Origin of the sequence: Clostridium sp. M62/1, from assembly GCF_020736365.1 — a bacterium.
GTDB classification, from domain to species: domain Bacteria; phylum Bacillota; class Clostridia; order Lachnospirales; family Lachnospiraceae; genus Otoolea; species Otoolea saccharolyticum_A.
In genome coordinates, this window is sequence record NZ_CP085988.1 from 3,322,581 (window position 1) to 3,348,869 (window position 26,289).

Consider the following 26,289-nt stretch of genomic DNA (forward strand, 5'->3'; position numbering starts at 1 on the left):
GCAGCCTGTATGGAGCCCAGGAAAATGTCCGTTACCGTATCCGCGCCCTCAGCCCGTCTATTTTCACTCCTCTGTCAATTCCTATCAGCTTCTGATTTTTCCCTGCACTCACCTTGACCCTTGTCCAGATCATTTTCTGAAGAAGCGGTTCATAGACGTAAACCTCTACCTCCTGGCCCGGCTTCAGCCCGGCATCATTCAGGCTGATAGAACCATCTGCCTCTGTTTTCAGGCTGCCCTCCTCTGACACCTCTCTGTCCAGGTAGCCGATCAGCTCACTGACCCGCGTGATTTTGTCAAAGAGCTCCCAGACTACCTCGGAGCGCAGATAGCTGTCTGCATCCTGCTCCCCATTCAGGATAATCTGCCATCCTGCTGTGCCATACTGCTCCATAAAACATTTTATTTCTCTCTGTACCGGCTCAAGCGCCCCCAGAAGTTTCCTTTCCTTCATTCCCCGTTCCCCTTTCCCAGCAGTTTCCGAACTCGGAAACTTATTTATTTTCTATCTTAATGAGATAATACAATTATTGCAAGCTACAGATGAGTTTTGTGAGGACATTTTTATGATTGTCTATGATAAATTGTGGATTGCCCTCAAGGACAAGGGTATATCTCAGAACCGGCTATATAAATATTATAATATCAGCAGAGCTCAGATATACCGATTAAAACATAATCAGGTCGTATATACCAGTACGCTGGATATGCTGTGCAATATCCTTCAGTGCTCTGACATCTCAGATATTGCCACATTTATCCCTGATCGTCCTGGTGAGCCGGAAAATGAGTTTTCTCCGGCTGAGCCCCACACAGAATCGGAAGGTACAGAAAAATAAAACCGCCTTTGGTTTCGCACCAAAGACGGTTTTATTTTTCTGTACTCTCATCTGCCTCTGCTCTTACTGTCCGCTCTTTTTTCCGCTTTTTTCATAGAGATGACACGCTACCAAATGGCCTTCCTCCACCTCAAGAAGCTCTGGCCGTTCCCTTCTGCACCTGTCTGCTGCAAAACGGCATCGGCCTGCAAAGCGGCAGCCGGGAGGAGGGTCAATGGGACTTGGTATCTCTCCTGTCAAACGGATTCTCTCCTTCTCCTCCTCCACCTTCGGATCCGGAATGGGGATCGCGGACAGCAGCGCCTTCGTGTACGGGTGCAGCGGTTTTTTATAAAGAGACTCAGAGCTGGTGAGCTCTGCCACCGTTCCCAGGTACATGACTGCCACCCGGTCGGAAATGTGGCGCACCATAGCCAGATCATGGGCGATAAACAGGTAGATAAGGCCCTTCTCTCTCTGAAGCCGCATAAGCAGGTTTACAATCTGTGCCTGGATGGATACGTCCAGAGCGGAGATCGGTTCATCGCAGACGATAAGCTCCGGATCCACGGCGAGAGCTCTGGCAATCCCGATCCTCTGCCTCTGTCCTCCCGAAAATTCGTGGACAAAACGGGCGGCGTGTTCCACATTCAGCCCCACAGTGAGGAGAAGCTCCTTTACTCTCTGCCTCTCCTCCTCCCTGCTTCTGCACAGCTTATGGGCTCTCAAGCCCTCAGCAATAATGTCATGTACCTTCATCTTCGGATCCAGAGAGGAGTAGGGATCCTGGAAAATAATCTGTACCTCCTTCGTAAATGCCTTCTTTGCGGCCCCTCTTAGCTCATGGACATTCTTTCCACGATAGAGAACCTGGCCCTCCGTCCTGTCATAGATGCCGATGCAGGTTCTGGCGCAGGTAGTCTTGCCGCAGCCGGACTCACCTACAATTCCGAGAGTCTCGCCCCGGTTCAATGAAAATGTCACGTCGTCCACAGCCTTTAAGGTTTTCTTTCCTGACTGGAAGTATTTTTTCAGATGGCTGACCTCCAGTATTTTCTCTGCGTGTTCCTTCTGTTCCATGCTTTCACCTTTCTTAATCTAACCCTTCCCCTGTAATTTCATTTTGCGGCCCCTGCCATGGGGTGATAAAGCCAGCACCTGGCCGTATGGCCTGGCTCAAACTCATAGAGAGGAGGCTCCTGCTCTGTACAGATTTTCATACAGTTCTGGCAGCGGGTGCCAAAGGCACAGCCTGGCGGCGGGCAGAGCATACTGGGCGGAGCACCTTCAATAGACTCTAACTCCTGCCCGCTCTCCAGATCAAGCCTCGGAACCGCCCGTAGAAGTGCCCTGGTATAGGGATGTCTGGCGCTGTAGAAAATATCTGCGCTGCTGCCGGTCTCTACCACCTTTCCCGCATACATGACAACGATCTTTTTTGCAATATTTGCCACAATTCCCAGATCGTGGGTGATCATAATGACCGCCATCCCCGTCTCTTTCTGGATCTGTTTGAGGAGTTCTATAATTTCTGCCTGAATCGTCACATCCAGAGCCGTGGTGGGCTCGTCGGCGATGAGAAGCCTCGGCTGACAGGCCAGAGCGATGGCTATCATCGCCCTCTGTCTCATTCCTCCGGAAAATTCGTGAGGATACTGCCTTACCCTCCTTCCCGCCTCCGGGATTCCCACCTGCTCCAGGAGCCGCACTGCCTCGCGCCGCGCCTCCTCCCTGGTCATATCTGTGTGAACCAGCAGCTTCTCCACAATCTGGCGCCCTACGGTGAGGGTGGGGTTTAAGGCCGCCAGTGCATCCTGAAAGACAATGGCGCAGTCCTTCCCCCGGTACTCCCGCCACTGCTTTGCCGTCTGCTCCAGTATGTTTTTTCCATCAAAAATGATCTCGCTTCCCGCCTTGATCTCTCCCTGAGGCGGCCGGATCAGCCCCATAACTGCCTTTGCCGTCACGGACTTTCCGCAGCCGGATTCGCCTACAATGGCCACCGGTTCGCCCTCCTCCACGGAAAACGACACTCCCCGCACAGCCTGCACCTCCCCGGCGTAGCTGCAAAAGGAAATTCTCAGTTCCTTTACCTCCAGAAGTTTTCCCATAAAGCCACCTCCTATTTATGCAGACGCGGATCCAGGGCATACTGAAGCGCGTCTCCCAGAATATTCAGACAAAGAACTGTCAGAAGAATAAACAGTCCCGGAACCAGTGCCAGCAGCGGATCATACAGAATATACTGCTGTGCGTTCTGGAGCATGCTGCCCCAGGAGGACATGGGGAGAGCCACGCCGTATCCAAGAAAGCTTAAAGCCGACTCGTCCAGGATCGCCCCCGCAATGCTCAAAGAGGCAGCCACAATAATCTGGGCTGACATATTCGGGATAATGTGTCTCATGATGATGGTGGTATGGCCCACCCCCAGAGTTCTGGCAGCTGCCACAAAATCCCTCTCCTTCAGGGTCAGCGTCTGGGCCCTGACAATCCTCGCAACTCCGGTCCAGGAAAACAGGGCCAGCATAAACACCAGCGTCACCATATTGTTGGGGATAAAGGAAAAGATGACAATGATCATCAGAAGGCTCGGCACGGACTGAAACATATCCACAATCCGCATTAAAACCGCGTCTGTTTTCCCCCCTGCGTAGCCGCTTATGGTTCCCACCAGAGTTCCCGCCACCACTGACACAATCATGGTGGCAATACCGACTAACAGGGAAATTCTGCTGCCGTAGAGGACTCTCGTGAAGGTATCGCGCCCCAGCTCATCCGTTCCCAGCCAGTGCTCCCCGCTGGGAGGAGCCATCTTATTAAGCACATCCATGTAATCCGGATCCTGGGGCAGAAACGGGGCCGCAAGTGCTCCCGCAGCGATCAGGATAAGAATCGCCAGGCTGACAGCTGCCATCTTATTTTCCCAGAAGGCTTTTTTCAGCTGATGTCCCAGTCCTCTGCCGCAGTCCGGCGCCTTTTCCTCTCCCCCGAGCTCTGCCCGGGCAAAATCCTCCGCCCGGAGAGCTGCCTGGTTTAAGGGTGATATTAACTTCGCCATACCTTTTACCCCCTTCCCTGCTTAATTCTCGGATCTGCAAAGCCATAGAGGAGATCTGCCAGGAAGTTCCCCAAAAGCAGAATGGTGCAGGAGAACATGGTGATGCCCATAATCATCGGATAGTCCCGGTTGTTGATGGCAGACATTCCCAGGGTTCCCAGCCCCGGCCATGCGAAAACGGACTCTATGATAAAGGAACCTGTCACCAGGGTTCCCAGCCGGGAGCCGACGGTGGTGATCACCGGGAGCATACAGTTTTTAAGCACCTGGCCGTACAGAATCCCGCGTTTTGAAAGTCCCTTGGATATAGCTGTCTGTACATACTCCTCCTCCAGCTGTACAATGGTGTTGGCACGAATATAGCGGACAAAGACAGCCATGTTATTAAGGCCCAGGACAATAGCCGGCATAATCCCATGCCTGATCAGATCCCAGGCGCTGTCCACTCCGATGGTGCGCATACCGGAACTGGGAAGTATTTTGAGCTTCATGGAGAAAATAATAATCAGCATAATACCCAGCCAGAAGGCAGGCACAGAGATTCCCAGGTAGGTAAAACCGCTGATGATATGATCGGGCAGTCTGTTCTTATAGACTCCCGCCAGAAGCCCTAGAGGGATTGAAATCGCCAGTGACAGCAGAAGGGACGCTCCCATCAGCCCGGCTGTGCAGGGCAGCTTTTCCAGTATCTGGTCTAACACCGGCTGTCGGTTGCTGATGGAGATTCCCAGGTTTCCGTGGGCCGTCTTTTTTGCCCAGCTCACATACTGCTCCACCACGTTTCCGTTTAAGCCCAGGGACTCTCTCATCCGGTACATTTCCTCATCCGTCATCTTGTGTCCCGTAGCTCCCGGCGTCATGTAGATGTAGAGGGGATCTCCCGGAGCAAAGTAGATGATGGAAAAGGAAAACATGGAGACCAGAATCCATACAAAGAGCATCTGGGCCAGACGCTTTACTATAAATTGCTTCAAGGCTGTCTCTCCTTTCCTTCAGGGCCCTTATCCTATCAGGCCGTTGTTTTTATCAGCACAAAGGGCCGCCGCAAAACGGTACTCTCATACAGTCCTTTAAGGACATTCTCATATGAGCTGTTTCATTTTGCGGCAGCCCTGCAGAAAGCCCTGTTTCAGGGCCGGCTGAACCTGCATTTATTCAATAGTCAGCTTTGTGTAATCCTCAAAGATCGGAGTGCGCTTGATCGTATCCGTTCCCTTTACATTGCCTGTTGTGACAAATACATAGTTCGGATATGCTATCGGATAGCAGCTCATCTCCTCTTTTGTCTTCTCCTGAATCTCCTTGTAGATTGCGGCTCTCTCGTCCTCAGTGAACACGGAGCGGGCCTCCTGCCAGAGTCCTAAGAGCTCGTCGCTGACAGCCAGATTTACTCCCCAGGTTCCGTCATACATTCCCGCAACCACAGTATCTGGATCTCCAACTGCAGCGTAGCCGTTCAGGTAGAACTCATAATCTCCGTCTGTTCCGAACACCTTCTCAAAGAAGCCGGTGGACTCAAGAGGAATTACTTCCAGATTGATGCCCACGTTCTTGAGCTGCTGCTGGATCACCTGGGCAGATTCCTTCATATAGGCGCGCTCTGAGTTGAAATAGAGCGTCATGGTTGACCCCTCGATGCCTGTCTCGGCTGCCAGCTGCTTTGCCTTCTCAATATCCTGGCTGTAGCCCTCCACGGATTCGTCATAGAAGGTTGTCATATTGCTGAGAACCGTGTTGGCCGGAACTGCCATTCCCTCGCCGTAAGCGCCGTCGATAATCTCCTGGGCGTCTAAGGCTGCGAACACTGCCTCCACTACCTTCGGATCCTGAACGGTCTCACAGAACTTATTGACTGCCAGGTAGTTGACACGTCCCTCCGGATACATAACCACCGTGTAGTTCGGATCCTCAGAATATTTTGCAACTGCCGGGGCGCTGGAAAGCTCCATCAGGTTGATCTCCCCATTCATCAGAGCAACCTCCTGGGCAGAGATATCAGATATAATCCGGAAGGTTACTGTGTCGATATCCGGCGCACCCATGTAGTAATCCTCATTCTTCTCAAGAATCAGGTACTGATCCTGCTTAAACTCTCTTAATTTATAAGGGCCGGAGCCAATGCCTGACATATTTGCCTCCGCTCCCACGATGCTCGTATTGCCTCCATACACGTGTTCCGGAATCAGAGTCAGCTCTCCGAGAAGGGCCGGGTAGGATGCGGACGCCATGGGAAGGGTAATCTTTACCGTCAGGTCATCCACCTTCTCATATTTCACTGGCTGGTCATTTAAAATTACCACGTTCGTGTTTCCTGCTCCGTTGTTTGTGTCAGCATTGACATCCATGGTAAAAATTACATCGTCTGCCGTAATCGGCTCCCCGTCATGCCACTTCAGCCCATCCTTCAGCTTCAGGGTAACGGAAGTTCCGTCCTCGGAAACCTCATAGGATTCAGCCAGGTAATACCTTGTCTCATTTACATCAATCACATAGAGCGGATCGTAGAGGGGATTTAACATAATCACGCCCTCCTTGTAGCTCTCAAGCAGCGGGTTTAAGTTGGCCACACAGCTGGCGCTGGGAATCACAAGTCCCTTCTCCTCTCCGTCAGCCTCCCTGGCGGCTTCTGTCTCTTCCTCTTCTGCTTTGGCAGCCTCAGAGCCTGTCTCCGCACCTTTTGACGAAGCTGCCGTGTCCTCTGTTTTTGCCCCGCATCCAGTCATGGCCGTCAGCGCCATAGCTGCGCACAGAGCAAAGCTCAGCAGTCTCTTTCTCATGTCGTTCCTCCATCTTTTTTCATTTTCTCTGTTCTGTCTTTTAACAGTCTATGGTGCATTATATAACCCATCCCCCTGTGAGACAAATTCAAAAATCCCATACAGACCCGTCTTTATCGAAATATGCAATAACGCAACATAATGCGGCAGACCGGAAAAGAGGTCTGGCCAGACACGCTCCCGGCCGGCAGAAAATCCGCCTCTCACAGAAAGCGGAGTCTCCCGCAAACAAAAAGAGCAGAAGAAATCTCCTTCGGATCTCTTCTGCTCCTGTCTGCCCTGTATTTCGTTTATTTTCTATTTTGCGAGCTTTGCCATAATCTCATTGCTTCTTGCAATAAACTTTGTCATCCTCTCCGGGCTTAAACTGCCGTGGCTTAAGAGGGCCAGGTCATAGAGCTGCTCACAGATTACCGGCGTTTCCTCTCCCTCTCCGTGCTCTAACACGTACTTAACAAGGCTGTTGTTGGCATTTAACACCAGAACCTCACCTGTGCCGCCGAACATGGACGGATCCATGCCGTACATATTGTACATTTTCATCATTTCCTGCATACGGCGGGTCTCCTCAGCCACTGTGATCATGGAGGAAACGGACTCGTTTTTCAGCTTCTCCACCTTCACCTCCAGCTTATCGTTTCCAAGGGCCCTGCGGAAGGTTTCGGTCAGAGTCTTGGCCTCCTGCTCCAGAGTCTCCTTGTCCTCCTCCTTCACTTCTTCCTTGAACATCTCATTGACATCGGCGTCAATCCTCAGGAACTTCACTCCCTCGTGCTTCTGCTCCTCATGGGTGATAAAGGGATTGTCGATATTGTGTGTCAGGATGACAGCGTCCAGCTTCTCCTCGCGGAACATGTTGATGTACTGGCTCTGCTCCTTCTCATCTGTCACATAGAATATCTTATTTTCATGCTTTTCCTTTGCTGCCTCCAGGTAATCCTTGAGAGTCACATACTTTCCGTCCAGGTTCTTGAAGATAATAAAGTCCTCCATCTTCTCGGCGAACTTCTCGTCTCTCAGGCAGCCATACTTGATAAACGGGCTGATGTCATCCCAGTATTTCTCATAGTTTTCTCTGTCTGTCTTGCACATGCCGGACAGCTTGTCTGCCACCTTCTTTGTGATGTAATCGGAAATCTTCTTCACAAAGCCGTCGTTCTGCAGGGCGCTTCTGGATACGTTTAACGGCAGATCCGGACAGTCGATAACGCCCTTTAAGAGCATCAGGAATTCCGGAATTACTTCCTTGATGTTGTCGGCGATAAATACCTGATTATTGTAGAGCTTGATGGTTCCCTCAATACTCTCATACTCCATGTTGATCTTCGGGAAGTAGAGGATTCCCTTTAAGTTGAAGGGGTAGTCCATATTCAGGTGAATCCAGAACAGGGGCTCCTTAAAGTCCATAAATACTTTGCGGTAGAAGGACTTGTACTCCTCCTCTGTGCACTCATTGGGGTGCTTGTTCCAGAGCGGGTTTACATCGCTTAAGGATACCGGCCTCTTTAAAATCTTGTATTTCTCTCTGGCAGGAGAAACCTCCACAACCTCCTTGGTACCGTCCTCTTTTTCCTTCTCCTCTGTCTTGGCCTCCTCCACGATCGTCTCTACAATCGTGTCCTTTTCATTTAACTCATCCTTCTCGATTGTCTCGTATTCCGGCTCAGCCTTCGCATTGGTCAGATAGATCGGAACCGGCATGAAGGAGCAGTATTTCTCAATGACCTCTCTGGCCCGGTATTCATTGGCAAATTCTGTGCTGTCCTCGTTTAAATAGAGGGTAATCCTTGTACCGATGCCCTCCTTGTCGCCGTCCTTCATGTCAAATTCCGTACCGCCCTCTGACTCCCAGTGAACCGGTTTTGCGTCCTTTCTGTAGGAGAGGGAATCGATAGTCACCTTGTCGGCCACCATGAAGGCAGAGTAAAAGCCAAGGCCGAAATGACCGATGATCTGATCCTCGTTTGCCTTGTCCTTATATTTGTTGAGGAAATCCTGGGCTCCGGAGAAGGCGATCTGGTTGATGTACTCGTCTACCTCATCCTCCGTCATACCCATACCGTTGTCTTCCACAACGATGGTCTTTTCCTCCGGGTTTACTGTCACCTGGATTTTAAACTCCATATCCTCCGGCTTTTCCCACTCGCCCATCATCTCCAGCTTCTTCAGCTTCGTGATAGCGTCACAGCCGTTGGAGATCAGCTCTCTGTAGAAAATGTCGTGGTCGGAATAGAGCCACTTTTTAATAATTGGGAAAATATTTTCGCTGTTAATGGATAAACTGCCTGACTTTGCCATAGATAACACTCCTTTTTTCTGATTCTGTATAGTTCTGAACAGACATTCCTCTGCCTGTCTCTTCTCTCAAATTCCTTCTATATTTTAGTATTCCTTTTAGCAGATGTCAATAGAAAATCAGCACTCATTTTGATTGAGTGCTAATAATCCATATATCCCGGGTCCATTTCTTACAATTTTTTTGCCTGTCCTTCTCTTCATTGACTTTTGCCTGCGGGCTTCCTATAATGGATTTCATACGGCGTCTGGGACAGCCCTGTCTGTATCTGTTCCGCCGTTTTGTTCTTTATAACGATACTGAAAAGCGATACTGACACGCCATTTTGGAGGATCTCACATGAAATACACACCGCATTTACGGAACACAGCAAAATCCGGCGGCTCTCGCCGCCGTTCCCGCCTCTCTCTCTGCGCCGGCGTCCTGGCCCTGGCCCTGTCTGTCTCACAGACCCTGGCCTTTCCGGCTTTCGCAGGGCCGGCAGAGGAAGCCACCGTTTCTTCTGACGAACCGTCTGTACCGGCAGCACTTGGACCGGCAGCCGATTTAAGCGCGTCCAACTATTACAACGGCCGCCTCTCTGATCCCATAGTAAAGCCTGTGGATAAATACAGCTACGAGCAGATGGAGCAGGATATAAACGCCCTGAAAAACCGCTATCCAAACCAGATGAATGTCAATATTATGGGGCAGTCGGCAGACGGACGAAACCTGTACCACATCATCATCGGCAATCCATCCGCCTCCAAGCACATCTTATTCCAGGGAACCATACATGGGAGGGAATATATCAACGTGCCTTTGATGATGCAGCAGCTTGAATACCTTCTCGCCTACCAGAATACAGGAACCTTCCAGGGCAGAAACCTGTCCGATATGCTTGGCCAGGTGGCTGTACACTTTGTCCCCCTGGCAAACCCTGACGGCGCCTCTATCAGCCAGAACGGGGAGGGTGGCATCCGCTCCGAAGAGCTCAGGGCTCAGATACAGAAAGCCTACGAGGCTGACAAGGCCGACGGCCGCACCACAGCTGACTATGACTCCTACTTAAGGCGCTGGAAGAGCAACGGCCGCGGCGTTGACTTAAACCACAACTTTGACGCAGGCTGGGACGGCCTGAACACAGTGGCTCATCCGTCCTCCACCGACTATAAGGGCGAAAGTCCCCTCTCCGAGCCTGAGTCCAGGGCGTTAGCGGCCCTCACGGATCAGTATCCCTTTGCCGCCTGCATCAGCTATCACGCCATGGGCCAGGTAATCTACTGGGATACGGAGAATAACAGGAAAGAGACGGCCTCCAGGGAGCTGGCAGAGCTGGTTTCTAAAAATAACGGCTACCAGATTCTAGGAAGCAAGGGCGTCGGCGGCTATAAAGACTGGATCCAGAAGAGAGAGAACGCAATCCCAGGCATTACCATTGAAGTGGGAAAATCTACCTGCCCTGTGAATTTCTCTGAGTACGAAACACTCTGGAAACAGAACCGGGCCGTTCCAGGCATTGTCATCGAGTATGTTCTCACCCATTAAAGGGTCATGGAACTCCCGGAGCAGACGCTGCCGGACTGACACCGGCTGCTGCCTCCAAATCACATGCTAAAAAATAAAGAAAAAACCGGACGGACCTTCCTGCAGAAGAGTCCGTCCGATTTCATTTTTGTGTCCGGGCCTAGACCTCAAAAAAGGCCAGCCCTTTCTTTTTCAGAAATTCCTTTACTGCCCCGTCCCACTCCTGTTCCAGCGAGCGGTCCAGGGTGAAGCGGCTCACAGAGGTTCCTGTGATGCAGGTGAGGGCTCTGTCCTCATAACGGATGTTCAGATAGAGCCCATTTACCTCAGAGGGGGCAAAGCCGGAGGCTCTCCCGCTCACAAACGCCTCCTTCTCACTGTCCGACAGCTGCAGCACAATGTGAAAGCTCTCCGGCAGATGCCTGCCCTTAATCAGTGAGAAGCAGAACGGGCGAAGGGCGCTCCACGCAGAAAAGTCCTCCAGCCGGCGAACCTGTGCCTCATCGCTGGAATAATAGCCGGGGCGGATTCGCCCGTCTATCTGAAAGCTGTTGAAGGTCACGATCTTTACCTCCCTGACCAGGAAATGGTCAAATGTATCTCCAATAAAAAGCTGTCTTGTAAATTCCTTTAACTCGTCTGTCTGCAGCGCTACCATTTTCATTCCTCCAAATATTTCCCCTCTGTTCATGCCAGGCTTGCTGTCAGCTTCCGGCTTACCGGCTGCTTTCAGTTTTCTGCCAGTTTCCGTTTCACGCCAGCTTTGGTCTCCCGGCTGCAAAGAGATAACACAAGTATACTATGAACCGCCCTGTCATTACAAGATGAAACCGCAGCCTGCCTGCGCCTTTCTTCTTTTCTCATTTCTTTCCGTTGCAAAAAACATCACTTTTATTTATACTCTTATGTGTGCTTTTGTCCGCTCAGAGCAGGCCCCGGCCGGGAACTGGTTCTAAGCTGCAGGGCACGACTGCAAAATAGGAGGAACTGTAATGGAACAGTATACAAATGATTTAAACGAGCTGATGGAGCTCCTGCGTGCAGGAGTCTCCCCGCTTCATACGATCCGCTACTCCATGGAGCTTCTTGAGAGCCGCGGATTTACAGAACTTAAGCTGGACGAGCCGTGGTCCATCGAGGCCGGAAAGGGCTATTTCGTCAACGCCTTTGACACAACCCTTGTAGGCTTTACTGTGGGAGAGGATGCAGAAAACCACCCGAAATTCCGCATCGCCTCCTCCCATACGGACTGGCCCTGCCTGATGGTCAAGCCGTCTCCCGAGATCGCTTCTGAGGGCTACGCAAAGCTCAATGTAGCCGTATACGGAGGCCCTATTTTAAGTACATGGATGGATCGCCCCCTCTCCATGGCCGGAAAGGTCTGCACTGTGTCCGACGATCCGTTCAGCCCCAACGTGCATCTCGTAGATTTTAAGCGCCCCCTTTTAACGGTTCCGAACCTGGCTATCCATTTTAACCGGGAGGTGAACAGCGGCGTTGCCTTGAATCCGCAGATCGACATGCAGCCGATTATCGCCATGCTGGATGAAAGTCTGAACAGAGACGACTTCTTCCTGGAGCTGGTGGCCGGAGAATTAAAGGTGAAGAAGGAGGATATCTTAGACTACGAATTCTACATTTACAACTGCGACGAGCCTCAGGTTCTCGGCATAAACAATGAATTTTTATCCTCCCCGCGCCTGGACAACCTGACAAGTGTCCACGCCTGCCTGAGCGGCCTTATAAACAGCAGCAGAAAGAGCGGAATCAGCGTTGCAGCTCTCTATGACAATGAGGAGATCGGAAGCAGCACGAAGCAGGGCGCTGCCTCTCCTCTGACAGACAGGATTCTGGAAAAAATTTACTTAAGCCTTGGCTACAGCAGAAGTGAATTTTTAGACTCCCTGTTCGGAGGCTTCCTCCTCTCCCTGGATGTGGCTCACGCTTACCACCCCAACAAGGGGGAGAAATACGATCCTAAGGATCGGGTTCCTTTAAACGGCGGCGTGGGGCTGAAGCTGGCAGTCAGCCAGGCTTACGCCACCGACGCCTCCCACGTCAGCGTCATCGAGGGAATCTGCCGCAGGAACCACATTCCTTACCGCAAGTTCTCCAACCGGTCTGACATCAAGGGCGGCTCCACCCTCGGAAGCATCTCCTCCTGCCTGCTCACCATGCCGGCAGTGGACGCAGGTGTGGCAATCCTTGCCATGCACTCTGCCCGCGAGATGATGGGGGTAAAGGATCAGTGGGCTCTGGCTGAGCTGGCCCGCTGCCTGTTGGCTTAATCCGGACATCCTGCCGGAAAAACGGCAGTTAAAGATCAGGTCACAGGGAATACACCTGGAAAACATCTTAATTCAGAGCGAAAAAGGAGGCAGGGCTGCCTGGGCTGCTCTGTCTCCTTTTTCGCTCATTGTCAGTATTTTCTCTTCTGTGTTCTCTTCTTTTATTTCCTCTTCTTTTATTTATTTCCTCTTTTTTTATTTACTTCCCCTTCTTTTATTTTTCCTTCTGTATCTTTTTTCTGACCTGAAGCCGCAAGACGCCTTTCTGTGCTGTCTCACTCCTGGTTTTCTGACGCGCCAAGCTGCTTTTCTGCCTTCAGAGTGAGGATCCTTAAAACCGACTCCTCGATCCGATCCTCGCCAATGGTTCCCGCCTCCACAGCTTCCTCCACTCCCTGACAGGCAGCTTTGAAATCCTCCGGCATAAGGATCATATCCACTCCTGCCTCCAGCGCCTTTACTGCCGCATCGCCGCTGCTGCAGGACTCGGTAATGGCTCCCATATTCATTGCATCCGTGATAATGATCCCGTCAAATTTCAGGGTATCTCTCAGCACCTCTGTCACAAGAGTTTTGGAAAACACGGCCGGGCGGTCATCCCCCACGGCTTCCGGATCACTGATATGCCCCACCATGACGAAGTCGGCGCCTGCCTCAATCCCTGTGTAAAATGGAATCAGCTCATTTTCCAAAAGCTCATCCACCGTCCTGTGGATCACTGCTGCTCCCTCATGGCTGTCCTCTGCCGTGCCGCCATGACCCGGAAAATGCTTGAGAACCGGGCTGATTCCATGTTTTTTCAGACCCTCCGTCTCCCGCACCACCATGTTGGCCACGGTCTTTGCGTCACTTCCGAAAGAACGCCTTTTTACCACCGTATTGTCGGGGTTTGTCAGCACATCGGCCACCGGGGCAAAATCCATGTTAAATCCAAGCTCTGCCAGGTAAGCGCCTATGGCGTCCCCCACCTCGTAGGCCTTCTCCGAATCACCCTGAGCTCCAATATCGCTCATATCCGGAAAAGCGTCAAGGGCAAAGCCCTCCCTGCCGCTGATGCGGGCGACCTGTCCTCCCTCCTCATCAACAGCCAGCAGCATGGGAAGCCCTGTCCGCTCTTTCGCGTACTGGTTCGTGCGTGTCAGCATGTCCTTTGTCTGGGCTTCATCCCGGAGGTTCTGGCTGAAATAGACAATGCCGCCTACCGGATACTGTTCAATGGCAGCCTTCGTGGCCTCTCCGGCAGCATACACCTCGTCATATCCGGTGAGAGCCTCAGGAGTTACCATAAAAAGCTGCAGTATTTTTTCCTCCAGGGTCATAGAATCCAAAATCTCTTCTGCCTTCTTTTCCGCCTCAGAGCGGCCCTCCGCCTGTGCGCCTTCTCCTGACTGCCCAGTCTCCTCTCCCGGGGCCTTTTCACCGGACTCTGCCGCCGTATGAGCTTCTGAAGCCTTTCCGCCAAGCCCCGTCCCTGTGTCATCCCCCGGAATCCGTTCCGGACGGATCGCTCCGGCTTCCTCTCTGCCAGCCTCAGCTCTTCGTTTTCCTGCAAAGCAGAATACTCCGGCCAATGCCGCAGCACAGAGGAGAGCAATAAGAATAACCGCAGCTATCCTGCCCTTGTTTCTCCCTCTCCTGCGGCGCCTCCGGCTTCTCCTGTCTCTGGAGCGGGGCTTCTCTTCCCTTTCCCTCTGTCCTGTCCTATCCTGCGCAGCGGGGATTTCCCTCTTTGCGTCCCCTCGTCTCCTTATGATCTCCAGTCCCTCTGTTCTGTCCAAACTGTCCTTGTCCATTATCTGTCTCCCGGCGTTTCAAAAGCGCCTGCATGCTTTTTGTATATCTCAAAGAAGTCAGCGCTGACAGCGTGAGGCTCTCCGCTGAGACTTACGCCTTCCCAGATCTTCTCCGAATCCTTCAGGGCAATGCCCTCCTTGAAGCTGCCGTAGATGTCCTGGAAGGCCTTTTCCCGTCTGGCCTCATAGATCTGTTCCTTTCTCTCAGCCGTGGCTTCCTCATCATAGTCATTGTCACAGCGGATGACGCAGTACTGTCCGTTATCCTCCACTACCTCACTCACCTGTCCCGTTTCCAGACCAAAGGCAGCGTACTCAAAATCCTCACTCTCCTCGGCTCTTCCCAGCTTTCTCTCAGAGACTGTAAGTCCCTCGGCAGAGGCGGCCTTTTCAAGAGAAGAGCCCTCTGAAATGCCGGCCAGAATCCGCTCAGCGGTCTCCTGATCCTCAGCCCTTGCCTCAGTAATGTCGATCACCTTCGCCTCACTGTCACTGACTTCCATATCCATTCCTTCTGTCAGCTCGCCCACCAGTTTATTGGCCAGACAGTAATCGTGGAACACGGTCTCGGCGGTCTCCTCATCCACTCCCATATAGGCGATATCCTCCGGTGTCAGCGCAGCCACATACTCGGCCGCAGCCGCGTCCATGGCTGCGCTCTCCTCACTGGTCAGCTCCACTCCCCTCTCCTCTGCGAGCAGGGTCATGGTTTTCATCTCGTCCATGAAGCTCTTTATCTGATCCTTTGTATACTGCTCAAAGGTCTGACCAGAATCATCCACCTGCACGCTCCAGATCTGATCCGTGCAGATTTCCTCGTACGTATTTTTCTGGGACATTGCCACGATCATGATCTCCGGAAGGTCATACCCCTGCTCGCTGGTGATCCCGGCCAGCATGGATTCTGCCTTCTGACAGCCGGTCAGAAGCACAGCGCCCAAAAGCGCAGCTGCCGTCAGTCTGGCCCCACAGGCCCTCCTTCTGTTTTTACTCTCCATTCCATCTCTCCTTCTGTTCTTCTCCCTACGGCGGGACTGCCCCTGTTAAAGGAGGCGTTTTAAAATTTTCAGAACACCGTCGTTCACATTGGTATCTGCCTGAAATCTGGCAGCCTCCTTGACCTCTTTTCTGGCGTTGCCCACGGCAAAGCTGTAGTAGGCCCGGTTCAGCATCTCAATATCGTTCAGCTGATCTCCAAATACCATGGTCTCCTCCGGCAGAATGCCCAGGCTCTCCTGAAGTGTTTTCACTGCCTCCCCCTTGTTGACGCCCGTGTGCATGCAGTCCATCCACATGTCTCCGGAGATAGTGATTTTCATTCTGCTGCCGTATTTATCAAAGAAAAATCCCGCTTCTTTCTGAATATCGGACTTTTTATAAGCAGCTACCTTGATGATCACATCGTCCACCTTTGTCACATCGTCTACCGGAACCACATCGAAGTGGTAGCCGTTTTTCACCCAGTCCGTAAACGCCTGATCCTTCGTTTCCATGTATGCGTGCTTTGCACCGCTCACCACCATGTCCATCACAGGGTTCTTTCTTATATCCTCAATCAGCTCTGCCGCTGCAGCCTGATCCATAGGGTAGAGAAACAGGTTTCTGCCCAGGCATCCCAGATAGGCCCCGTTCTCCGCCACATAGAAAATCTCCTTCCCTATAGGCGCAAAAGTATACTCGATGCTGGCCACCTGCCTGCCGCTGGCAGCCGCAAAGTGGATTTTCTTCTCCTTTTTCAGCCTCATAATCACATCAAACAGCTCTGTGTTTAACTGGTTTTCCCCATCACGCACCAGAGTTCCGTCAATGTCTGACACAATCAGTTTAATCATAGCCTCTCCTCCGAAATCCTTTTAAGTTCCTGATACGTCCTGCTGGCCGGAAGGCCCATCACATTATAATAGTCTCCGTGAATCTCCCTGATAAATTTTGCAAAACTGCCCTGTATTCCATATCCGCCGGCCTTGTCTTCCCACTCATGCCGCGGCTTTCCGGGATTCTCTTCGGACTCGCCATCGTCCTCTGAACCATGAAAGGCGATATAGTCCTCTATCTCCTCCTCTGTCATGGGCCAGACTGAAACCTCCGTCTTTTCCGCAAAGGTGATTTTCCTATCCCCCCGGATCAGGGTGACGCCTGTATAGACCTGGTGGACGTTTCCGGACAGGAGGCGAATCATCTCCCTCGCTTCCTCCTCATTCCCGGGCTTTCCCAGGATCTTTCCTCCGGCAGCCACGACCGTATCTGAGCCAATGACAATGAAACTGCCGTTTTCCCTGTCTTTTCTGCACATGTTATAGACATGCTCTGCCTTCTGGGCTGACAGCTCCATCACCACCTCATCAGGTCTTTCCGATGTCACCTGTTCTTCAAGATTTCCCGGCATCACAGTGGGCTCTATGCCGATCTGATTTAAAATCTCCCTTCGCCTGGGCGAGGCGGAGGCCAGGATCACCGGATACGGCAGTTTTTTTCCCTGTCTGCTTTCTGTACTTTCCGCATATTCTGTATGCTTTATTCCTGTATGCTTCATCTTCGTATGCTTCTCTTTCCTCAGGTGCTTCACACTCCCGGTCCGCTGCTGCTCACAGGGAGTATACTTATATAATAGTATCCCCTCTTTTATACCACAAAAACGGAGGTCTGGCAAACCTCCGTTTAAACGGCGTGCTCCCAAGGCCCGCCTTTTCTCTCTTCTTCTGTTACTTCATAAAATCAAACAGGCTGAGCTGCCTCGGTGCAAAGGTCTTTTTTCCGCCTGTCTCTTCCCTCACAGCCAGGCGCTCCGGAATTTCACCGAGAAATTCCGACTCTGTCCCGGAAGTTACCAGAATCAGCTCCTCTTTTGCCCGGGTCATGCCCACATAAAACAGACGCCTCTCCTCCTCCTTCTTTAACCGGTCTTCCTCAGACTCAGCCGTTATCTTGCCCGGTTCCTCTCTTTTTTTCTGCTCCGGCTCCATGGGAATGGAGTATTTTCTCACCCCCGCTATGATAACCGCAGGAAATTCCAGGCCCTTGGCGGCGTGGAGCGTCATCAGGGAAACAGCATCTGCTGTATAGCGCTTTTCCCCGCATCTTCTCAGATCTCCGTCTGCCCCGAAGGCCAGGTTGTCCAGAAACTCCCTCATCGTCCTGTGAAACAGAGCCATCCCTGTGAGCTTTTCAAGAGGCTCATCCTCCAAAAGCCCTCTGTCCTCTCTGTAGCTTCTGATAAGCTCTGCCGGTTTCTTCTTCATCATTGGCTCGTATTTCTCCCTGAGACCGCCGTAGACACTCTCTCCCAGACGCTTTTTCATAAACGGAATCTCTCTGCTCTGCTGCTGGGCCTTTTCCGTATCTGAGCTGTCATGCAAGAGACTTCTGAAAAAGCCCGTGGCCTCCCGCACGGTCTCCGCTTCCAGAAATTCCCCTCTTCCCGTTACAATGCAGGGGATCCCCTCTTTTCTCAGGCACTCTTCTATCTCCTCTGCCTGTCTGTGGGTTCTGCACAGCACGGCAATATCGGAAAAGCTCCTGACTTTTTTCTCCTGAACCGCCTCTCTCTCCTGAGCATCCAGCATATCGATTCCGCCGATCATCCGGTTGATCTCTCTGGCGGTAAAGATCCCCTCTGAGAGCCTTCCCGCCGCCTTTGCAATCCGAATTGGAAGCCCTTCACCGGCTGCGGAGATGAGTCTTCTCTCTCCCCCCGGATTATTGGAAATCATGGCGCAGGCTCCCTCTGTGATCTGTAAGGAGGAGCGGTAGTTCTGTTCCAGGCGGACCGTGCATGTCTCAGGAAACTCCGCTAAAAGTCTGCGAAAGCACTCTGGATCGGAGCCCCTGAACCCATAGATGGACTGATCCGGATCTCCTATCACAAACAGCTCCCTTCCCTCCTGGTTCCAGTTTCTTATGAGGCGGTACTGGATGGGACTTATATCCTGAAACTCATCCACCAGCAGATACCGGAAACGGGAGCAGAGGCCTGCCGCTGCCTCCCTGTCCTCTTCCAGAAGGCGCAGCGCCTCTATCTGCAGATCGTCAAAATCGTAAAGTCCCGCTTCTCTGAGGCGTCTCTGATACAGCTCAAAGGCTTCCTCCTGCTTTTCAGGTAAAAGGTTCTTTTCCTCTTTGCAGGCTTCCTTCCCGCAGGCTGCATCTCCTGTCTCCCACCTTCTGCATTTTTCTGCAGACACTCCCCTCAGAAATTCTGCCGGACGGATTTTCAGTTTTTTCTCCTTCAGCACATCCGAGGCCAGTTCCGTTAGCTCCAGGCTGTCCGCCAGTTCAAACTCCACTCCGGTCTGGCGCAGCATGGAATAACAGAGAGAGTGGAAGGTTCCCGTCTGTATCCGGGAAATCGTCCGGTGGCGGGGCATCTCCCGTTTAAGCCTTTCCCGAAGCTCCTCTGCCGCCCGTTTTGTAAAGGTCACTGCCGTGATCTCCGAAGGCCTGACCCGCCTTACCTCCAGAAGGCAGCGGATTCTGGCTGTCAGAGTCCCGGTCTTTCCTGTTCCAGGCCCTGCTATGACGGCCATGGAGCGGGCAGGCACCGCAGCCGCCCGCCTCTGCTCCGGGTTCAGACGCTCTAAAAACTTCTCCGGCTTGGAAAGATCCGTTCCGCTTCCGTTTTCTGCCCTGTCCCCTCCGAATTTCTCTCCTCCGTTCTCTTTTTCTCCGTTCTTTTTTTCTCCATTCTCCTCTTTTCCGTTCTTTTCTTCTCTGTCCCCTGCCTTTATGCCCCTTTCCTCTCCGGCTTCTGCATCCCTTTCTCTCTGGGGCTCCTGTTTCAGGTCTTTTGTTTTTTCCGGCCCGGCGGCAGACTCCGTGAAATCACCTGGTCCCATCATGTCAAACATGCTCATCTGTCCGTCCGTGTTCTCTATCTCGTCCGGCTCAAACAGGCGTATGGTTCCATACTCCCCGTCAAAGCCCGGAAGCCGTGTAACTCTGCCCTCCCTGAGCCGCCTGATTCCCTCTGCGATCAGGCGGCCGGAATGTTTCTGAATATCCTCTGTGGGGATTTCCCTGAGAATAGCAAATTCCGTGCCCAGCTCTCGCACCATTTTCCCGTACTCTTCCTGCACCTTCTTTCCCGCCGCCGACCGCCCTGTGGACGCGGCAATCACCTCCGGCAGGGGAACCAGACTTTCAAAGGGTTTGACCTTCTCTGGAAGAAAGCCCTCCGGCCGGTCTGCAAGCTGCTCTACCCGGTGGGAAACGCCTGTGGTCATCCTCTTTCCGCAGACCGGGCATATCCCCTCACACTGCTCTGCCTCGGCAGGGCTTAAGCAGATATGGCATTTTCTGTGCCCGTCAAAATGGTATTTTCCCTCCTCCGGGAAAAACTCGATGGTGCGGCAAAGTCCCTCTCCTGTCTCAATGGCCCGTTTCAGCCCCTCATAGGACAGCTCGCAGGACAGCACATTTGCCTCCCGCCCCAGCTTAGACGGAGAGTGGGCATCCGAGTTTGAGATGAGCTGGAACCGGTCCAGGGCGGAGACCCGCCAGTTCATGGGAGGATCGGAGGAGAGTCCTGTCTCCACCGCATGGATATAGGGTGTCAGCTCCCCGAAGCAGTCCTCCACCCGGTCAAAGCCGGAAAAGGCCCCGAACATGGAAAAATGGGGCGTCCAGATATGGGCCGGTATGAACATCCCTTCCGGGCAGATTTCCAGCATGATTTCCAGGAGATCATGGCAGGAAAGCCCCAGAATCGGCCGGCCGTCTGAGTGGATGTTTCCAATGGTTTCCAGCTTGGCCGAGAGCTTCCAGGCCTCCTCCAGTCCCGGAAGCAGGATGAGGCTGTGAACCTTCCGGACCTTTCCGTCCTGCTTGTAGATGGAGCTGATCTCTCCAGATATCACAAAACGTGTTTCCTCCTCTCCGGACGCCAGCTCCTCCTCCCTCCTGTACGCTCTTTTCAGGCGGTAGAGTCCATCCTCAGCAGGCTCCAGCTTTTCTTTCAGCTCCTCCCTCCACGCCGGATGGGTAAAATCTCCCGTCCCCAGCAGCCTGATTCCTTTCTGCCTTGCAGAATAGTCAAGCTGTTCCGGCGTCAGATCACGGCTCGTTGCCCTTGAATACCTGGAATGGATGTGCAGATCGGCAATATACATATGGGTTCTCCTTTGCATCTTTTATCTCTTATCAGTCGTTCCTTTGCCCGCCCTGCTCCCTTATTTATCCCGGGAGCAGGTTTTCGCTCTGCTTCCATTATAATCCAGAAAGGGAAAATAGCAACCTGCCCCATGGCTTTTCCTTTTCTTCGGCTTTTCTGCCTTCTCTTATAAGCCTTTAAGCTCCACGATTTTCTTTACAAAATCTCCATTCTCTCCATATCCTTCTGCGGCTCTGTGATTCCCTGAATTCCAAACTTCTCTGTCAGAATCCGGGCTACTCCCGGGGAGAGGAAGGCCGGAAGGGTGGGCCCCAGGTGAATATTTTTAATTCCCAGATGCAGAAGGGCCAGCAGCACAATCACGGCTTTCTGCTCATACCAGGCAATATTGTAGACAATCGGAAGGTCATTGATGTCCTCCATACCGAAGACCTCCTTCAGCTTCATGGCTATGACAGCCAGAGAGTAGGAGTCATTGCACTGTCCTGCGTCAAGCACTCTGGGGATTCCCTCGATGGTTCCCAGATTTAATTTATTGTACCTGTATTTTGCACAGCCGGCAGTGAGGATCACCGTATCCTTTGGAAGAGCTTCTGCAAATTCCGTATAATAGCTCCTTCCCTGCTGTCTGCCGTCACATCCTGCCATCACCACAAATTTACGGACAGCTCCCTTTTTCACTGCCTCCACAATCTTATCGGCCAGCGCAAGCACCTGGCTGTGGGCAAAACCTCCTGTGATTGTCCCTCTCTCCAGCTCCCTCGGCGGCTCACAGTGTCTGGCCTGCTCGATCACTGCGCTGAAATCCTTTTTCTCTCCACTATCTCCCTCAATATGACGGCAGCCCGGAAAGCCCACGGCCCCTGTTGTGTAAACGCGATCCCGGTAGGAAGCTCTCGGCGGAACCAGACAGTTTGTGGTAAGGATCACCGGGCCGTTGAAGGCCTCGAACTCCTCCGTCTGCTTCCACCAGGCATTGCCATAATTTCCCGCAAAGTGGCTGTACTTCTTAAATGCGGGATAATAGTGGGCGGGGAGCATTTCCGAATGGGTGTACACATCCACTCCCGTCCCCTCCGTCTGCTCAAGAAGCATTTCCAGATCCCTCAGATCATGTCCGGAGATCAGAATTCCCGGATTCTTTCTGACTCCCAGCTCCACCTCTGTGATCTCCGGTGAGCCGTACCGCTCCGTATTGGCCCTGTCTAAAAGTGCCATGGCAGAAACGCCAAATTTCCCTGTCTCCATGGCTAAGGAGAGCAGCTCCTCCGCCGACAGTCTGTCATCAGCCAGGGCGGAGAGGGCGCGGATCATAAAGTTCTCCGTTTCCTCATCCCTCTTTCCGAGAACGTCCGCATGCTTCAGGTAAGCGGCCATTCCCTTCAGTCCATAGGTGATCAGCTCTCTCAGGCTTCTTATATCCTCATTTCCTGCAGACAGGATTCCGAATATCTCTGAAACAGAACTCTCTTTCTCTCCTCTGTCCCCGGCCAGATCCAGGATTTCCTCCTTCGTCCCAGGCATCCAGAGAACGGCATCTTTCAGGCTCTCGCAGGCTCCCGCCAGGATGGCGTCAGGATTGTTCAGTTTTCTCAGAGCTTCCTCCTTTCTCTTCTGTGTCGCAAAGATACGGCAGACGAGCTTCTCATCGTCAAAGTTCGCATTGGTGATGGTAGCAAACAGGTTGTCGCGAAGCAGCCTGCTGTCCTCCTTAATAGGCAGCCTTCCCGCGCCCTCCCCATTCTCACCGGACAGGTACAGGACGGCGGCAAGCCCCTTTGACGCATAGACAAGCAGATCCTGGAGATTTGCTGTCCTGGCCGTCTTTCCGCAGACCCCTCCCTGAGTGCATCCGCTGCACCCTGACGTTTCCTGACACTGATAACAAAACATTTTGTAAGCCATTGTATCCTCCTTTTCTGGCGCTTTTCTCTCTGTTTCCATGAATTTGAAGACCATTTTCTGTCTTTTTCAGCAAGATGTGATCTCCATTCTTTTAAGGCAGCACAGACGCACCAGTGGGCGCCATTGACTGTCTGGGGATACTATACTATAATGAGGAATAAAGTTCTGTTGTATTTACAACAAAAACAGCAGTTATTTCCGCCATAAACCGGCTCAGGGGAAGCTTCAGCCTGCTCAGGACGTTTGAGGCAGAACCGTTTGGGGTAAAACTGATTGAATAAAACCGCTTGAATAAAATCAAAATGACAGGAGAAAACATGGACATGGACAGAATATCAGGAGAAACTAATCATGTATCTGAGAATTCAGCGAAGGGGTATTCCGGCCGGGAGCTGAAGGCTCTGCTTGGCTGTACCCTGTTTTCAGGGATTGACGCCGGGGAGCTTACCGGGCTTTTAGGCTGTCTGGATGCGAGAAAAAGAACCTTTCTGAAAAATGAATTTATTTATCACAGCGGGGAACCTGTTTCTTCCATGGGAATCGTGCTGTCCGGATCTGTGCACATTGTAAAAGAAGATTTCTGGGGCAGGAGGCATCTGCTGTCGGAAGCCGGGGAAGGGAACTTTTTCGCCGAGGCTTATGCCAGCCTTCCGGGAACTCCCCTATCAGTCAGCGTCCTGGCAGCTGAGGACTCCTCCCTGCTGTTTGTCAATGTCAGCCGGCTTCTTGACGTTTGCCCCTCTTCCTGCCCCTTCCACCAGACGCTGATCCGGAATGTGCTCTCCGCTCTTGCCGGGAAAAATCTGATGCTCACGAAAAAGATGGAGCAGCTGTCCCGCCGCTCTATCCGTGAAAAGCTCCTGGCCTACCTGTCGGATGTTTCCGCCCAGGCAGGCTCCAGCTCCTTTTCCATCCCATTCAACAGGCAGCAGCTTGCCGATTACCTCTGCACAGACCGGAGCGCGCTCTCTTCGGAGCTTGGCCGGCTGAAGCGGGAAGGCGTGCTTGATTTCAAACGAAATGTATTCCATCTGAATGAAACGGAGCAGAAAAAATCTGACTGAGCGTAGGCTTACTGGTTCCCTTCACTGTTCTTGTACCGGTCCCATCCCCACCAGTTGGGCAGCAATTCTTTCAGCCGGACTGTCTTTCTCCTGTCATAGTCAACCATGATTTCCATCTCTTCATTCTTACTGTTTAGCTGCATAAAAAGCTCTCTGCATGCGCCGCAGGGCATTCCGCTTCCCTCACCAAAGGGCGCTTTGTCTCTGAATGCAATCAGCCGTTTCACAACCGTCTGACCGCTGTTCATATACATATTCAGCGCCGCAGTTCTCTCTGCGCACAGATCGAGAACGCCGCAGCAGCTTTCAATACAGAATCCCGTGTAAATTTCCCCGTTCTCACTTTCTAAGGCACAGACCACATGATGTGCATAGATAAAAGGTGACACGTCCTCTGGATGGTACTGTTCTTTTGCTCTGATATATAACTTTTCCCATATATCCATCACATACTTCCCCCTTCAAATGGAATTGATCCTTTATCGCAGCTCATTATTATCATATCCTTCGGATATGTATCTCTCCGAGGGATGCGCACTCGCCGCAGGAGTATTCAGGCTCCCTTCGGGAGCCAGCGGCTCGGCACAGATATAATGTCCGCCCTGCGGTCATTATATCACAGGCACAGCCTGTGATCGTCATTCGCCGCTCGTCTCGTGTGAGCAAGCTCCCACAGGCTCGCTTGCGCTCATTATATCATGAAATAGTTTTATGGTTCCACAGGAAACGCCGAAAACGCCCCTTTATCCGGCAGAGGAACTATCCGGTTCCTCTTGGGGACGCAGTTATTTTATAGGGATTGATCGCGGTCAGGAGATCTTTTATAATTACCATACAGCTAAAACCGGCTGATAAAGCCCGGAACAGAAACCCACGCGCAGAGTAAAGAAAACCGTACAGAAAAAACGCCGGTTCCCCAGACAGAACCGAGGCGGGCTGATACAGTTTTTCTGAATCTGCCGAACTGAATCAGACAGGAAAATGAATGAAAGAACATAGAAGGAGAACGAAATATGAAACCTACACATAGACAAAACAGCAGAACCGAGACGGCAGGACCGAAAATTGGAGATCGCCCTGGAAAGTCCGGTGAAAGGAGGTCCGCTCCCTCTCAGAAAAGCAGGAAAAACGGCGGCATGGGCTTGTCTTCTGACAGATTTTCAGACAGAAAACGCCCGGACAGGCAGATTCCAGACGGAAAGTCCTCCCGTATCCCGTCTGAGACCGGGGAAAAATCCTCCGGCAAAAGCCGGAGCGCCTGTCCCGTGTACAAAAAATGCGGCGCCTGCCAGTATCTTCACCTCTCCTACGAAAAACAGCTTGCAGTCAAACAGGAGATGATAAACGGGCTCCTGAAGGGACTGTGCCCTGTAAAACCGATTATCGGAATGGAAAATCCGTACCACTACAGAAACAAGGTGCACGCTGTTTTCGGCCATGACAGAAGGGGCAATGCGGTTTCCGGCGTCTATAAAGAGGGCACCCATGAGCTGGTTCCTGTGGAGACCTGCCTCATTGAGGATGAAAAGGCGGATGAGATCATCGGAACCATCCGCGGGATGCTGCGCTCCTTTAAGATCCGCACCTTTGATGAGGATACAGGCTACGGACTGCTTCGCCACGTTCTCGTCAAGCGGGGCTTTGCAACAGGGGAAATCATGGTGGTTCTCGTAACCGCTTCCCCCGTTTTTCCATCCAAGAATCACTTTGTCAAAGCTCTCAGGGAGAAGCATCCGGAGATTACCACCATTATCCAGAATGTAAATGGCCGAAGCACCAGCATGGTTCTCGGTGAGAAGGAGCATGTCCTCTGGGGAAAGGGCTATATTGAGGATATTCTCTGCGGTCACAGATTCAGAATCTCTTCCCGCTCTTTCTACCAGGTAAATCCGGTTCAGACAGAAAAGCTCTACAATAAGGCTATGGAACTGGCCGGCCTGACAGGACGGGAAACCGTGCTGGATGCCTACTGCGGAATCGGTACCATCGGGATCACTGCCAGCGGCAGAGCCGGCCGGGTAATCGGTGTGGAATTAAACCGTGACGCTGTCAGGGACGCTGTGCAGAATGCAAAGAGAAATGAAATCAAAAATATCGAATTCTACTGCAATGATGCAGGGCGGTTTATGAGCCGGATGGCAGCAGACGGCGAACGGCTGGATGTGGTATTTATGGATCCTCCCAGAAGCGGAAGCACAGAGGAGTTCATCCAGGCTGCAGCACAGGCAGGGCCCAGAACCGTGGTCTACATCTCCTGCGGGCCGGAGACCCTGGCCAGAGATTTGAGGGTATTTGAGAAAAAGGGGTATAAGGCCAGAGAGGCATGGCCGGTGGATTTGTTTCCGTGGACTGGACACTGCGAGTGTGTGGTGAAACTGGAGAGGAAGGGAAGAATTTAGTTATCGGACACTACAAAATAATGGAAGATATGTGCAAGGAAACAGTAATTCTCCTTTATGTGTTTTTCTGGACAATTAAAAAACTGTATGTTGAGAAGAGGGATCATCCTTCTTCCCTGTTTTATTTGCCAATTAATATTTTACAGTAATGTCAGATGTTGTAAGATCAAAACTCTTGTCGGTATATCTGCTTCACAGAAAAATTTCTTTTAAGTGGAGAAATGTCCTTAATGCGAATGAAAATTTTGACGAAGGGACATATAACTGATATACTATTTC

Annotated in this window: 20 protein-coding genes; 5 read left to right on the top strand and 15 right to left on the bottom strand. The window is 52.0% G+C overall.

What is annotated here, in order from left to right; all coding sequences use genetic code 11:
• Nucleotides 1-31 precede the first annotated feature (31 nt).
• On the bottom strand, nt 32-454 hold the full coding sequence (locus tag LK436_RS15510) for a hypothetical protein (RefSeq protein ID WP_008395478.1): 423 nt from the start codon (nt 452-454) through the stop codon (nt 32-34).
• 112 nt (nt 455-566) lie between these two features.
• Between LK436_RS15510 and LK436_RS15515 the strand changes: the two genes are divergently transcribed.
• Nucleotides 567-839, top strand: coding sequence for a helix-turn-helix domain-containing protein (locus tag LK436_RS15515; protein ID WP_015573574.1), 273 nt, complete (start codon nt 567-569; stop codon nt 837-839).
• A gap of 63 nt (nt 840-902) precedes the next feature.
• Here LK436_RS15515 and LK436_RS15520 read toward each other — a convergent pair whose 3' ends face one another.
• From LK436_RS15520 to htpG, 6 genes are all read right to left on the bottom strand, one after another.
• Nucleotides 903-1,898, bottom strand: coding sequence for an ABC transporter ATP-binding protein (locus LK436_RS15520; protein WP_008395481.1), 996 nt, complete (start codon nt 1,896-1,898; stop codon nt 903-905).
• A gap of 38 nt (nt 1,899-1,936) precedes the next feature.
• Nucleotides 1,937-2,929: an ABC transporter ATP-binding protein gene (locus LK436_RS15525; protein WP_008395482.1), complete on the bottom strand. Its 993-nt coding sequence runs from the start codon at nt 2,927-2,929 to the stop codon at nt 1,937-1,939.
• Nucleotides 2,930-2,940: 11 nt separating this feature from the next.
• The gene (locus tag LK436_RS15530) at nt 2,941-3,876 is read right to left on the bottom strand and encodes an ABC transporter permease (protein ID WP_008395484.1); all 936 of its coding nucleotides are present in this window, start codon (nt 3,874-3,876) and stop codon (nt 2,941-2,943) included.
• A 5-nt stretch (nt 3,877-3,881) separates the two neighbouring features.
• Nucleotides 3,882-4,850, bottom strand: coding sequence for an ABC transporter permease (locus LK436_RS15535; RefSeq protein WP_008395486.1), 969 nt, complete (start codon nt 4,848-4,850; stop codon nt 3,882-3,884).
• Nucleotides 4,851-5,027: 177 nt separating this feature from the next.
• A complete protein-coding gene (locus LK436_RS15540) occupies nt 5,028-6,653 on the bottom strand; it encodes an ABC transporter substrate-binding protein (protein WP_008395488.1) in 1,626 nt (541 codons plus the stop codon).
• A 297-nt stretch (nt 6,654-6,950) separates the two neighbouring features.
• Nucleotides 6,951-8,951 (bottom strand): molecular chaperone HtpG, encoded by a 2,001-nt coding sequence (gene htpG / locus LK436_RS15545; protein ID WP_008395490.1) that lies wholly within the window; start codon nt 8,949-8,951, stop codon nt 6,951-6,953.
• Between the two features lie 337 nt (nt 8,952-9,288).
• On the opposite strand from htpG, the gene LK436_RS15550 reads away from it, so the two are divergent.
• On the top strand, nt 9,289-10,476 hold the full coding sequence (locus tag LK436_RS15550) for a M14 family zinc carboxypeptidase (RefSeq protein ID WP_008395492.1): 1,188 nt from the start codon (nt 9,289-9,291) through the stop codon (nt 10,474-10,476).
• 139 nt (nt 10,477-10,615) lie between these two features.
• Here the strand turns inward: LK436_RS15550 and LK436_RS15555 are convergent, their stop codons facing one another.
• Nucleotides 10,616-11,113, bottom strand: coding sequence for a DUF5721 family protein (locus tag LK436_RS15555; RefSeq protein WP_021965914.1), 498 nt, complete (start codon nt 11,111-11,113; stop codon nt 10,616-10,618).
• Nucleotides 11,114-11,447: 334 nt separating this feature from the next.
• Between LK436_RS15555 and LK436_RS15560 the strand changes: the two genes are divergently transcribed.
• A complete protein-coding gene (locus tag LK436_RS15560; RefSeq protein WP_008395496.1) occupies nt 11,448-12,743 on the top strand; it encodes a M18 family aminopeptidase in 1,296 nt (431 codons plus the stop codon).
• A 275-nt stretch (nt 12,744-13,018) separates the two neighbouring features.
• Here the strand turns inward: LK436_RS15560 and LK436_RS15565 are convergent, their stop codons facing one another.
• The 6 genes from LK436_RS15565 to hcp form a co-directional block, all read right to left on the bottom strand.
• Complete coding sequence (locus LK436_RS15565; RefSeq protein ID WP_008395498.1) at nt 13,019-14,536, bottom strand: glycoside hydrolase family 3 protein; 1,518 nt, start codon at nt 14,534-14,536, stop codon at nt 13,019-13,021.
• A complete protein-coding gene (locus LK436_RS15570) occupies nt 14,536-15,534 on the bottom strand; it encodes a peptidylprolyl isomerase (protein ID WP_008395499.1) in 999 nt (332 codons plus the stop codon). Before LK436_RS15570 ends, LK436_RS15565 begins: the two co-directional genes overlap by 1 nt.
• 45 nt (nt 15,535-15,579) lie before the next feature.
• On the bottom strand, nt 15,580-16,368 hold the full coding sequence (locus tag LK436_RS15575) for a Cof-type HAD-IIB family hydrolase (protein ID WP_008395500.1): 789 nt from the start codon (nt 16,366-16,368) through the stop codon (nt 15,580-15,582).
• Entirely contained in the window at nt 16,365-17,069 is a 705-nt protein-coding gene (locus LK436_RS15580; protein WP_015573563.1) for a Maf family protein, read from the bottom strand. The genes LK436_RS15575 and LK436_RS15580 overlap by 4 nt, the downstream gene beginning before the upstream one ends.
• Before the next feature lie 169 nt (nt 17,070-17,238).
• Nucleotides 17,239-20,640: a UvrD-helicase domain-containing protein gene (locus LK436_RS15585; protein WP_008395502.1), complete on the bottom strand. Its 3,402-nt coding sequence runs from the start codon at nt 20,638-20,640 to the stop codon at nt 17,239-17,241.
• Nucleotides 20,641-20,837: 197 nt separating this feature from the next.
• Entirely contained in the window at nt 20,838-22,547 is a 1,710-nt protein-coding gene (gene hcp, locus LK436_RS15590) for a hydroxylamine reductase (protein WP_044930528.1), read from the bottom strand.
• A gap of 323 nt (nt 22,548-22,870) precedes the next feature.
• On the opposite strand from hcp, the gene LK436_RS15595 reads away from it, so the two are divergent.
• Complete coding sequence (locus tag LK436_RS15595) at nt 22,871-23,611, top strand: Crp/Fnr family transcriptional regulator (protein WP_083794718.1); 741 nt, start codon at nt 22,871-22,873, stop codon at nt 23,609-23,611.
• An 8-nt stretch (nt 23,612-23,619) separates the two neighbouring features.
• On the opposite strand, the gene LK436_RS15600 is transcribed toward LK436_RS15595, so the two are convergent.
• Nucleotides 23,620-24,057, bottom strand: coding sequence for a cytidine deaminase family protein (locus LK436_RS15600; protein ID WP_008395507.1), 438 nt, complete (start codon nt 24,055-24,057; stop codon nt 23,620-23,622).
• A gap of 567 nt (nt 24,058-24,624) precedes the next feature.
• Here LK436_RS15600 and rlmD point away from each other — a divergent pair.
• Nucleotides 24,625-26,010, top strand: a complete 1,386-nt coding sequence (gene rlmD / locus LK436_RS15605; protein ID WP_008395511.1) for a 23S rRNA (uracil(1939)-C(5))-methyltransferase RlmD — start codon at nt 24,625-24,627, stop codon at nt 26,008-26,010.
• Nucleotides 26,011-26,289: the final 279 nt, after the last annotated feature.

Excerpts from the sequence above, each read along its gene's own strand:
- LK436_RS15510 (WP_008395478.1), bottom strand. The coding sequence starts at position 454 with ATGAAGGAAAGGAAACTTCTGGGGGCGCTTGAGCCGGTACAGAGAGAA.
- LK436_RS15515 (WP_015573574.1), top strand. The coding sequence starts at position 567 with ATGATTGTCTATGATAAATTGTGGATTGCCCTCAAGGACAAGGGTATA.
- LK436_RS15520 (WP_008395481.1), bottom strand. The coding sequence starts at position 1,898 with ATGGAACAGAAGGAACACGCAGAGAAAATACTGGAGGTCAGCCATCTG.
- LK436_RS15525 (WP_008395482.1), bottom strand. The coding sequence starts at position 2,929 with ATGGGAAAACTTCTGGAGGTAAAGGAACTGAGAATTTCCTTTTGCAGC.
- LK436_RS15530 (WP_008395484.1), bottom strand. The coding sequence starts at position 3,876 with ATGGCGAAGTTAATATCACCCTTAAACCAGGCAGCTCTCCGGGCGGAG.
- LK436_RS15540 (WP_008395488.1), bottom strand. The coding sequence starts at position 6,653 with ATGAGAAAGAGACTGCTGAGCTTTGCTCTGTGCGCAGCTATGGCGCTG.
- htpG (WP_008395490.1), bottom strand. The coding sequence starts at position 8,951 with ATGGCAAAGTCAGGCAGTTTATCCATTAACAGCGAAAATATTTTCCCA.
- LK436_RS15550 (WP_008395492.1), top strand. The coding sequence starts at position 9,289 with ATGAAATACACACCGCATTTACGGAACACAGCAAAATCCGGCGGCTCT.
- LK436_RS15555 (WP_021965914.1), bottom strand. The coding sequence starts at position 11,113 with ATGGTAGCGCTGCAGACAGACGAGTTAAAGGAATTTACAAGACAGCTT.
- LK436_RS15560 (WP_008395496.1), top strand. The coding sequence starts at position 11,448 with ATGGAACAGTATACAAATGATTTAAACGAGCTGATGGAGCTCCTGCGT.
- LK436_RS15565 (WP_008395498.1), bottom strand. The coding sequence starts at position 14,536 with ATGGACAAGGACAGTTTGGACAGAACAGAGGGACTGGAGATCATAAGG.
- LK436_RS15570 (WP_008395499.1), bottom strand. The coding sequence starts at position 15,534 with ATGGAGAGTAAAAACAGAAGGAGGGCCTGTGGGGCCAGACTGACGGCA.
- LK436_RS15575 (WP_008395500.1), bottom strand. The coding sequence starts at position 16,368 with ATGATTAAACTGATTGTGTCAGACATTGACGGAACTCTGGTGCGTGAT.
- LK436_RS15580 (WP_015573563.1), bottom strand. The coding sequence starts at position 17,069 with ATGAAGCATACAGGAATAAAGCATACAGAATATGCGGAAAGTACAGAA.
- LK436_RS15585 (WP_008395502.1), bottom strand. The coding sequence starts at position 20,640 with ATGTATATTGCCGATCTGCACATCCATTCCAGGTATTCAAGGGCAACG.
- hcp (WP_044930528.1), bottom strand. The coding sequence starts at position 22,547 with ATGGCTTACAAAATGTTTTGTTATCAGTGTCAGGAAACGTCAGGGTGC.
- LK436_RS15595 (WP_083794718.1), top strand. The coding sequence starts at position 22,871 with ATGGACAGAATATCAGGAGAAACTAATCATGTATCTGAGAATTCAGCG.
- LK436_RS15600 (WP_008395507.1), bottom strand. The coding sequence starts at position 24,057 with ATGGATATATGGGAAAAGTTATATATCAGAGCAAAAGAACAGTACCAT.
- rlmD (WP_008395511.1), top strand. The coding sequence starts at position 24,625 with ATGAAACCTACACATAGACAAAACAGCAGAACCGAGACGGCAGGACCG.